Consider the following 11,002-nt stretch of genomic DNA (forward strand, 5'->3'; position numbering starts at 1 on the left):
AACGGCCCGTGAAGGGCCGTTTCTTTTTAAAACAGAACCAATTACACTGCTATTGCTTCGATAACTTTGTCTTTTCCTGAGTGTTTCGCTTCGTACAAACGTTTGTCTGCAATATCAATCAGATCTTCCAGACTACCCGAATTATTGCTACTTACACCAATACTGCAGGTCATTGTTATGCTGTGCTCGGTGAATGACAGCTCACGGAGCTTTTGCATAAACAGTGTGGTGATGTGCATGACCTGCTCATATTCCCGCTCTGACACAACAACAAACTCTTCGCCACCATAACGCGCGACCATATCTTCACGGTAATAGCGTTTTAACAGCATAGAGAAAGCCTCTAAGAGCTTGTCCCCTGTTTTATGTCCGTAGGTATCATTGATTGGCTTAAAGTCATCGATATCAATAATCACCACCGTAGTTTGCTTACCAGTTTTGAGCATAAGCTCTCCGTGTTCAAACAAATAACGACGGTTATAGGTATTGGTCAACGGATCCAAATTGGCCGCATCCCTTACCTGCTCCATCATCTCCTGTAATTCTAAGCTGTGTAAGACACGACAGAAAAACTCTTCGTGATAAAACGGCTTGCTCAAGAAGTCATTGGCACCACTTTTGATGAATTTTGCCGACAGCATGCTATTGCCCTTTGCAGACAAGCCAACAAAGATCAGATCCTGGAAGCGACGGTCCTGACGAATTTTCTTCACCAATTCAAAGCCATCCAGGTTGGGCATCATGTAATCAGAGATTACCAGTTTAATGTCGCTATCGGCGTCTAATGCAGCTAATGCTTCAACACCATCGTTGACGCACTGTACCTGGAATCCAAACTTTTTAAGAAAATGGCTGAGAAAGTTTTGGCTGGTTATAGAATCGTCCGCAACCAGTACTTTGGTCGACAGGTTTTTTCTCAGTCGTTCGATGAGCTTTACCACCTGCATGTAGGAGTAACGGGACTCTTTGGTTATGTAGTCCAGTACGCCTTTGTCCAGCAGCATGTGGCGCAAGTGTTCATCGAAGTTGCCGGTCAACACAACCGTTGGGACGTCGTAAGAAAGCACGACATCAACAATTTCACCATTCGGTGCATCGGGTAAATTCAGGTCAACAATGGCCGCCAGAAACGATTGGTCGCTTTCCAGCTGCTCGCGCGCACTCGCCAGGTCCTCACAGAGAACACTTTGAAAATAAGGATTATCTTCGATCAATTTGAAAAGAATTTTTCTGACGATTGGGCTGTCTTCTGTCACCAATACCTTGTACATAATTTGGCTCATTTAGATTTAACGAAGAATGCCTACCAGATAGTACCCCAGATTAATGACTAATGCCCCTGTTCGCGACCAAGTTTATACTGATGTCTATACTCTTAGCGCTATTACCTGGCTATTCGTAGGGAAATAGTACAACTGCATAGACAACTCAACCGAACAGCATAAATTCCCGTAAATACGAAACCTTCATTTATTTGAGTTTGACGTCCAGACCGAGGGAAATGAAAGCACCGACGATGGTTGTGATCACCACCGACAGCAAAGAGCCAATCAATACATACTCTGTCATACTGCGTCCCGCTTCCTTGTTTAATTCGCCAAATCGAAAAATTGACTTTGCCGCCAGTACGAATCCTACCGCCGCATAGCTACCAACCAACGAGAAAGTGAGAATAAGTGTTCGTTCGAGGTAGCCGATTAGCTCTCCCCCCGCGATTAACCCTTTGAATGTGCTTTGAGTATTGTCCTCGTCCACCGTGACTGTGTATTTTTTGAGGATACTGCCAATAACAATAGAAGTAGGTTTAAGGATAAACAGATAACCGGTGACAACCATGATCACCTGTGGAAACTGTTTGTGTTTCATTATCGCATCCAGGGTAACCGCTTCTGTCATATGGAATGCAATTGCCACCAACACCGCGATATACAGCACCTGATCCAGGGCAAAAAAAGCGAATCGATCGCTATCGTTTACGCTCACTTTCCACCAATCAATCACAAAATGACTTATGCTGACAATGAGCACCATACAGGCAACGGAAGACCAGCTAAGTCCAATAATGACCGCAGGAATAATCAGACCAATTCCGTGTAAAAACGCATGCGCATAGAGTTGCCATCCGCGATAGGTGCTGGCTTTTTTGGCGGCTATCCAGCTATCTGGTTGCAGATAAAAGTCACAAAGCAGGTGTATCAGTAAAAATGAAGCCAGTACACCGTAAAAATCAAACATCCAATGTCTCCGCAACCTGAGTGTAAAACTGTTCCCTGAGTGCCTGAATTAACGGCCACCCAGACGATTTTAATGATTTACTGGCGGTCGCAACGGCGATATTCAGTGTATCAGCTAACTCACTGACCGATAAACTGTCTTCATGCTGCAGCATGGGTAACAATACTTCACATTGACGTGAAGTGAGTGAAGAAAGTTGCCAGTCTAAGTATTTTAACAGCAAACTGAACTGAGCGACTAATTCGCTGCGATCCGAATCGAAATACACGAATTCAGATTTCAGCGTTTTAAGCCCCCGACCTGAGCGAATAAACGCTTCTCCCATGGATTCGTCAACCAGCTCTCGTGTGCCTTCGTTGCGTGCGATTGCAAAGCTAATGCGGCAATCAAACGCTTTACCCAGCGCTTTTATGCCCACACGATACAACAATACGTAGCGCAAGGCGTTGGCCGGATCATAAATTACAGTCTGGAACTCATCGCCACGCCTTATGCTATGCGTATTGCCCGCATTGGCTTGTGATATCCATGACTGAATTTCCTTAAGGCGATGCAGCAAAGTATCGAATTGCGCTACATTCAATTTTGTTGAATTAACAATATCGCCGGTCAACACGGCAAGTGTTGTGCCCTTATTCGTCACTATCGATTTCCTATAAACCTGTATCACACACAGACAATTTAGCCTCTTAAGACTAAAAAGGCAAATTTAGCCAAATTAGGCTAAAAATAAAAATTTAGCCCTATAAAGCTAAATACAAAAAGAAGAAAACGCATTACTGCGATGAAGAGGAAAGTGTCACTACACCTTTTAGTGAAAGATGCAGTGACAAAAGCAGAGCAAATGACGTTAGTCGACGTATTGCTTAATTATGGGTTCAATTTGCTTCGCCCATATATCGTAACCATATTCCTTGGGATGCAGCAGATCAGGCATCACCTCTTTAGTGAGCACGCCATCCTTGGTTAAGAACGCCTGACCAAAGTCAACAAACTTCACTTGCCGCTCTTTGGCTAATGCTTTGAGCAAGACGTTAGCTTGATTGTTGTTCACACGCAGCTCGTCATCTGGCTGCGCACTGCGAGGGAATATTGCCTGAATGACCACCTGTGCGTCAGGCACCTGAAGCGCCAGTTCATCCAGAATCGCAGCCACGCCATCCCGAATGCGAGTTGGGTCGTCAAACCGATGACCGGTGTTGTTAGTCCCAATCATCAGCATCACCAGATCGGGTTTTACGTTGCCCAGTTCGCCATGGCGTAATCGCCACAATACGTTTTCCGTACGATCGCCACCAAAGCCAAGGTTAAGCGTGTCAATATCCCCAAAATAGCGCTCCCAAACCGCTTTTCCGTCACCTTCCCAGCCATGCGTAATGGAATCGCCAATCATTACCAGCTTAGCTGTCCCTTGCTGTGCCTGCGCAACCTTCTCGTTGTGGCGCGGCATCCACCAGTCCACAGCCCAGTATTCGTTGAGCGTATCAGGTTGAGTTGCAATATTGGTCGGACACTGAATTTGCAGCTCTGCCGGTACACTGGCTTCACGGCGGAAATGTACGTTAGCCAGGGCGAACTGCCCGTCACCACCGGTGCGCAAGGTGAAAGCTCGCTGAACTTGCTTGCCATGTTCCGCATTTTCCAGCATACAATGCATAGGAATACTCACCTGTTGCCAGCCTTTGCCTTGCTTTTCCACTGCCCAATCACGCATGGCAATCATATTGCGACAATTAATATTGCAGTCGAGGATCACATCCAGGCGGCCTTTTTCCATGTCATCAATACGAATATCGAATTCCAGGGCGCCATTCGGGTAGAACGGCGACAGATCAAGCTGACCGCCAGCAATAAACAGTCCCGACATCCAGTCTTGTTTAAAGGTCACCAGCAAGGCATCTTCCTGAATGTCCTTGTCGGTGGTTTCCACGGTGACGGTGCCATCCGGTAACTGTGCAAACGCACCACTAAATATCTGATCCCGCTGACTGTTATTTAAAAACACATTGAACGGCTGAAGCGGACGACCCGCATACAATGCGATATCCTGCACACCCTCGCCAGCCACACCGGGCACATCCTCGTTTAATGGCGCAACGGCCTTGCCTTTCGCATAGGTCAGGCCATAGCCGTAGGCAAACAGCGGGTCGTAGTTCTCATCACCCACATTCAGCGTATCCTGCAGCGGGGTTTTCGGCCAGGAGAAGGCCAGTGTGCCGCTAAAGTCATACACGGGTTTGCCTTCGCTATCACCTACCAATACATCAGCGATCCCTTGTCCTTCACTGCCCGGTAACCAGGCAGCAACAAAAGCATCAGATGCGTTAATGTAAGGCGTTACCCACAGCGGCCGGCCAGACAAAAACACCGATACAACCGGAATGCCATCAGCCTGTAATTGCTTCAGCAGTGTCAGCGTTTCATGCTTGCCGGGGGAGAATTCCAGCGTATTGATGTCGCCCTGCCCTTCAGCGTAAGGGTCCTCGCCAAACACCACCACAGCGACATCGGGTTTCGTTGCATATTCGCCTTGCGCGGAATAAGTGACATTACCACCAGCAGCAGACATGGCTTGCTCAAACCCTTGCAGAATACTGGTCGCGCCCACGTAATCGGCTTGCTGCGTACCGGTACCCTGCCAGGTAACCGTCCAACCGCCGCTTTGCTTGGCTAAATCATTCGCACCATCGCCCGCCACCAATACGTTGGCATTGCCAGCAATCGGTAGCGTGCGATTGTTGTTCTTCAATAGCACCAACGACTCGCGAACCGCCTGACGAGCCACGTCGCGGTGCGCCTCGCTACCAACAACAGCGTTATTCCCACCCAATTCGCGCTCAAGGGGGCCTTTGCCATTAAACAGACCCAGTTGTTTTTTAACCAGTAAAATACGGGTAACCGCTTCGTTTAAACGGTGTTCCGGGATGTCACCCGCCTGCACCTGCGCCAGTGTATTGGCGTACATGGTTTTCCAATCGTAGGGCACCATCACCAAATCCAGTCCGGCGTTTACCGTTTGGTAGCAACTGTCGTTAGTACACCCCGGCAATTGCCCGTGACCATTCCAGTCTCCGACCACAAAGCCGTTGAAATCGAGCTTGTCGCGCAGAATGTCATTCAGCAAATAGCGATTGCCGTGCATTTTGTCACCATTCCATGACGAGAAACTCGCCATTACGGTGAGTGCACCTGCATCCAGCGTCGAGAAATACCCCGGTGCGTGTAAGCGGATCAGGTCGGCTTCAGACACTGCGGTATCGCCTTGATCATCACCTCCGGTGGTACCACCATCGCCAAGGTAATGCTTAACCGACGCTAGCGTGTGCGACTCATCCAGAAAGGATGGCGTACCGGGTTTGCCTTGCATACCGGTAACCAGTGCCGCGCCAAGTGACGCAACGCGGTCCGGGTGCTCAGAATAAGACTCATAGGTTCTGCCCCACCGATCGTTCCGCGCAACGGCAACCGTAGGCGCAAAGATCCACTCGATCCCGGACGCGCGTACTTCCCGCGCAGTCACTTCGCCAATGTGCGTCATTAACTCAACGTTGTTGGCAGCACCTAATCCAATGTTATGCGGAAAAATAGTCGCGCCGATCAGATTGCCGTGGCCATGCACCGCATCTGTTCCCCACAATACAGGGATAGCCACTTCGCCGTTTTCACTGGTAGCCGTGGCATCATAAAAAGACTGGGCAAAGACTGCCCAGTCACGGGCGGTGGCAGCGGCCTGTCGGTTGGGAACAGAGCCACCACCATTTAAAATAGAACCAATATGGTATTGCCGGGCTTCGGCAGGCGTAATAGTTTGAATTTCCGCCTGCATTAGCTGACCCACTTTCTGTTCAGTGCTCATTCGGGCCACTAAATCAGCAACGAAAGCGTTGTCTTCGTCAGCATAGCTGATCGGGCTTTGCAGTGTCGGCCAGCTAGTTGTTTCAACGGAATCCGCTTTCGATGTTGGATTCGGTGCCGTAGCACTGGTACAAGCTACCAGTGCTACGCTCGCAAAGGCTGCCGCAATCAGCGACAGCTTGCCCTTAGTAGAAGGTGTATTCATAAACAGTATCTTACGCATAGTTACAGACTCACACTCTGCGCAGTACCCTCATAGCGCACTGCGGTGGCAGGCACCACAGAGAAATCAGCGGCATCGGTTTGCTCACCGCGAATCACTCTGACCCGGATATCGCGCTTCTCTACCATGCCTTCAAACTCGCCCTGCCGCTCGCTAATCGCCAGCGTGCTGTTTGCGTCATCCCAAGTGAAATGAATGGTGCTGAACGCCCCCTGCTCGTAGCCGTAGGTTTTGCCATCATCTTCATACAAGGTGTAGTCGCCATCTGCACCGGCGTAAATTGTCAGTAATAACGGCGCATCGGGTTGTTCGTATACGGTTTGAATAGCCGGCCCGGTGGGCAGGATGGTGCCCGCTTTTACGAATAGCGGCATCCGCGACAACGGCGCATCAGCGGTAACAGTCTGGCCACCCTGATAGGTTTTACCTGTGTAAAAATCGAACCACCCCGTTCCCTCAGGCAAATACACATCGCGGGTTGTCGCACCTTCTTCATGAACCGGGCTAACCAATAATCCGGGGCCAAACATATACTGGTCGTTCAGGTTTATGGCAGTGATGTCATTCGGGAAATCCATGACCAAACCGCGCATCAGCGTATTGTGGTCGTGGTATTGTTTACCCGCTTCACTGTAAATGTAAGGCATCAGGCGATAGCGCAGACGCGTGTAGTACACCATGGAGTTGTACACCTCTGAGCCTTCATCCGCAATATTGTAGATTTCGCGATAAGGATTTTGACCATGCGAGCGGAACAGCGGGACAAACGCACCAAACTGGAACCAGCGCACATTGAGTTCCTGCCACGGTTGTACATCTTCCGGCTCTAATCCCGAGAAGTGCCCTACGGTGCCATTACTGGTATAACGATAGTGATTTTCTGGCGTAAAACCGCCAATATCCATGGTCCAGTTCGGCATGCCCGCCAAACTCGCCCCCAATCCGGCAGCAATTTGCTCGCGTAAGTTTGACCAGCGCGGTACGGTATCACCGCTCCAAATCGCTGCGCCTGCACGCTGAATACCACCAAACCCGCTGCGGGTCAGAATAAACGAGCGCTTGTCGCCGTCATCGCGGCGTTCACCTTTATACACACCCTCTGCGTTAGGTACGGCATAGGAGTTAAAGTATTCGGCACCATGTCCTACCGACATAGGCGTCATGATTTCCTTGCGTTTGGTAAACGACAGGTTTGAGTGAATGTCCGGCTCTGAGGCATCCAGCCACCAGGCATCGATGCCTACCACATTCAGTTTGTCCCGGATCTGACGCCAGAAAATCTCCTGCGCTTCTTCCGGATACGGATCGTAGAACCCGTTCAGATAACCTTCGCCAATCCAGTCGAGGTTTTTCTCGATGTTGACGTTCTTATTGAGCATATAACCTTTGGCGTCCAGCTCTTTGTAATGGTCGGTGGTTGAATAAAACTTCGGCCATACTGAAATCATAATGTTGGCGTTCAATGCATGTACTTCGTCGACCATTTCTTTGGGTTTAGGGAAATGCTCTTTGTCGAAATCGTGACTGCCCCAGGCATCCTGTGGCCAGTACGACCAATCCAGCACAATGTTATCGAGTGGAATACCGCGTTTGCGATACTCTTTAACCACGTCCACCAGCTCCTGCTGATTGGTATAGCGCTCGCGACTTTGCCAGAAACCATAGGCCCACTTCGGCAGCAATACAGCCTCACCGGTAAGCTCCCGATAACCGGCCACTACGCCATCGTAGTTGTCTGCGACTACCACATAGTAATCAATGGATTTGCCAGACTCAGAGGCAAACGAAAGCGAATAGCGATCTTGCTCCGGCTGCGGCGGCATGTGCTCAACATAGAAATAACCGCCTTGTGAATCCCACTCCATTTCAACCGGTACGGACTCACCGGCTTTCAGCGGTACTTTCACATCGTGGTACCAGGGGTTCCAGTTCATGCGCCAACGATGCAGCAACTCTTCGCCATCAATACGCAGTGTGGCATAGCCGCTGGAATACATCTTAAACAGGTGCTCGCCGTCGGCATCGGCCTGCATACTGCCCTTCCACACCACGCGTGGCTGTGTCACGTCACCCAACTCTTCAGGGAAAGGCGTTTCACGCGTGTTGTTATTGGCTAAAAACTGATAGTCCGGTTTGGCTTCTTTTTGCTTGTGAAGCAACTTGTCGCCATCGTAGTAATAAGCAGTCAGCCCGCCAGGGTTGCCGTCTTCATCAAATAAGGTCAAATGCTTGTCTAGCGGCTGTGGTCCGGCAGGATCACCAAAATGTGTCATGGAGGCGTTATCCCACAACACGCCATAGTTGCGATTCGATACCACCATAGGAATGGTGATTTCCAGGTTGTGGGTGGTCATAAACAGGTTTTCACCGGCGTAGTTCATTTGACCATTCTGATGCTGCCCCAGTCCGAAGAAGCCTTCTTTTGAACCCCGGTTCCATTGCTGGCGCAGGGCATAACTGTTCGCCTCAGGCGTAATAGGATCGGTTGTTACCGGGCCAAACTCCCCACTGTTTACCGGTTTAAGCAATGACTTACCGCTGGCATCAAACACTTCTACCGCGCCGGTAACCAGACTGATTTGCGCTTTGCCGCCAGACGCAGACAACGTAACAACGCCGTCCTCACTGGACACGTTAAACGCGGAATTAGGTGAGGCCACCACCTGAATACTTTCGGCAACCGCATCGAGTTGCTTGTGGGCCAGACTGGTGACCCGGAAAATATTGTCGCGATACACCTGTACCTGCACGGCCTGGGCTTGCCCTTGCGAAGGGTACACCACCACGCCATGCTCGGTACGTTCAAAGTTACCGGCTTGCTGCTGACTGCTAACTGCACTGGCAGAGTCATTGGCCGGTTGGCAGGCGGGCAGCAACAATGCTGCAGAAACGGCAATGGCAACACTGCCTAATAGCCTGGTTTTATTATTCATGTTCAAATACTCCCTGGAAAAACTTAGCGCGAATAAGTGGCCATACGGACTTTCAGTACGTGCGGACGCGATGTGAAATTCAGACCCCAATCGGTCTGATCACCATTCCAGACACGCTCAAATACCCACTGCTGGCCATCAAAATGGCCCTCTTCTACTCGTTCGATCATGCTGTGCTGGCCAGCCAGTTCATCAGAAGGAGTCAGGGTGACACGCGCCCGAAAGGCGGTAATTAAAAACTCGTTGTCGCTTAAGCGAACAATGGCAGCACCGCCTGAAGCAGGCGTGTTACCGGTAGGTGGATTGATCCAAAACATTTCCCGTCCATAGGTGACTTCCGCATTCCATAAGCCCAAATCGGCGCGTTGCGTAAAGTGTTCACCCGGCGCAGGTGCCTCAGTATCAGGCTCAGCCTGACTGGTACCTTTGGCGTTCCACACATCGCCACTCATGGCTTTTGCATCGGGCTCAGCGAATCCCCACACCGGATGGGTAAACGACAACGCCGCCCAGGCTTCTGCCATGGGGCCAAACAACGCATAATTATCGGCAAACGGCGCAATCACCTCGTCGGTTACTGATTTTGCGCCCAGTGGGAAGTTAGCGTAATCGGTGTAGTCCATACCAAATGGCGCAAAACCAATGCCCTGCTCTCCCAACATGGAAAAGAAATAACGGGCGTAGGGCTGGTCGTTGCCTATTTCCGCTACAAACAGCGGGTTGTCATCACGAGCATACAGCTCAAGGACTTTGGTGGCGGTTTCGTGATCGCGAAAATATATGTCGGGGGAAATCATATCGATATGTGGTGCCGCCACCTTCCACAAATCAATCACGTTGTCGGTGGGCCCCCCCATAGAATAACCATCGCCGGGATTAAACGGATTGCGCAAAGCCACATTCACATTCATGGGCAGGTCTTTGATTGCCTGACCAGCTGCTGCAATTTCATCCACGTAACGACCAATGTGCCAGGCGTGGAAATATTCATCGGCATCGTTACCGAATACCGTTTGCCATGATCCGTTGTTCACACCCAAAGCCTGAGTAAGCTCAACGGGCACGGGTTGTTCAAAAATCTCATTCGCCAATTCGGAAAAATCGCGCTTGCTGCCGTAGGTGCCCACTTCGTTCTGCACTTGTACCATGATCACCTGATGCGAAGGGTCGTTGTCACGCAAGTAGGTCATTAACTGTACAAACGCTTTTTTGTCGGCCTCCAAAGTGGCTTTGCCGTGTGGCGACAAGGAGTTAAGCAGCTTGCCCTCTTTGGTTACTACCCGGGGAAAGCGCTGGTTATCAAGCTTTACCCAGGCAGGTGCGTAATGAGGCGCGTTGTTTTTCCAGGTCGCAAACCACAGCAGTACCACTTTCACATCGTGGGCCTTTGCTTCGGCAATGAGGGTATCCAGATAGCTAAAGTCAAAGCGCCCTTCCTCGGGTTCGATTTGTTCCCAAGCTACCGGGATCCCCAGGGTGTTGGCGTGCATTTTTTCTACTACTGGCCACACATCGGGCAGTGCCGCAGGATAATTTGCCGAGTTATTGGTTTGCGCACCAAGCATTAAAAACGGTTTTCCGTCTACCTGAAACTGGTGCTTTCCCTGTTTAGTAACAATCACCGGAAGTGGTGTGGTTGAAGCTTGTAGGCCACTACTTTGTGCCTGCTGCCCGGTACTGCTACAACCTGTCAATATGGCGCTTGCTATGAGTCCTGTGCCGAAGAGGGTTTGTTTAAATGTGTTCACGTCTACTC

General features: G+C 50.2%; 6 protein-coding genes. All 6 read right to left on the reverse strand.

Annotated elements, in window-relative coordinates; all coding sequences use genetic code 11:
• Positions 1 to 41: 41 nt before the first annotated feature.
• The 6 genes from BUB81_RS19685 to BUB81_RS19710 all read right to left on the reverse strand — a co-directional run bounded on the left by BUB81_RS19685 (position 42) and on the right by BUB81_RS19710 (position 10,994).
• Positions 42 to 1,271 (reverse strand): GGDEF domain-containing response regulator, encoded by a 1,230-nt coding sequence (locus BUB81_RS19685; RefSeq protein ID WP_073325100.1) that lies wholly within the window; start codon positions 1,269 to 1,271, stop codon positions 42 to 44.
• Between the two features lie 199 nt (positions 1,272 to 1,470).
• Positions 1,471 to 2,235: a DUF3307 domain-containing protein gene (locus BUB81_RS19690; RefSeq protein WP_073325072.1), complete on the reverse strand. Its 765-nt coding sequence runs from the start codon at positions 2,233 to 2,235 to the stop codon at positions 1,471 to 1,473.
• Complete coding sequence (locus BUB81_RS19695) at positions 2,228 to 2,878, reverse strand: hypothetical protein (protein WP_073325073.1); 651 nt, start codon at positions 2,876 to 2,878, stop codon at positions 2,228 to 2,230. Before BUB81_RS19695 ends, BUB81_RS19690 begins: the two co-directional genes overlap by 8 nt.
• 207 nt (positions 2,879 to 3,085) lie before the next feature.
• A complete protein-coding gene (locus tag BUB81_RS19700) occupies positions 3,086 to 6,295 on the reverse strand; it encodes a glycoside hydrolase family 3 N-terminal domain-containing protein (RefSeq protein WP_084526760.1) in 3,210 nt (1,069 codons plus the stop codon).
• Positions 6,296 to 6,315: 20 nt separating this feature from the next.
• Positions 6,316 to 9,246, reverse strand: coding sequence for a glycoside hydrolase family 31 protein (locus BUB81_RS19705; RefSeq protein ID WP_073325074.1), 2,931 nt, complete (start codon positions 9,244 to 9,246; stop codon positions 6,316 to 6,318).
• Positions 9,247 to 9,269: 23 nt separating this feature from the next.
• Positions 9,270 to 10,994, reverse strand: a complete 1,725-nt coding sequence (locus BUB81_RS19710; RefSeq protein ID WP_245819294.1) for a DUF5597 domain-containing protein — start codon at positions 10,992 to 10,994, stop codon at positions 9,270 to 9,272.
• Positions 10,995 to 11,002 lie beyond the last annotated feature (8 nt).

The sequence above is a fragment of the Marisediminitalea aggregata genome, from assembly GCF_900129565.1.
GTDB classification, from domain to species: Bacteria; Pseudomonadota; Gammaproteobacteria; order Enterobacterales; family Alteromonadaceae; genus Alteromonas; species Alteromonas aggregata.

What these genes read in the sequence shown, in the direction of transcription:
- BUB81_RS19690 (WP_073325072.1), bottom strand. Translation starts at nt 2,235, where the DNA reads ATGTTTGATTTTTACGGTGTACTGGCTTCATTTTTACTGATACACCTG.
- BUB81_RS19705 (WP_073325074.1), bottom strand. Translation starts at nt 9,246, where the DNA reads ATGAATAATAAAACCAGGCTATTAGGCAGTGTTGCCATTGCCGTTTCT.
- BUB81_RS19700 (WP_084526760.1), bottom strand. Translation starts at nt 6,295, where the DNA reads ATGAATACACCTTCTACTAAGGGCAAGCTGTCGCTGATTGCGGCAGCC.
- BUB81_RS19685 (WP_073325100.1), bottom strand. Translation starts at nt 1,271, where the DNA reads ATGTACAAGGTATTGGTGACAGAAGACAGCCCAATCGTCAGAAAAATT.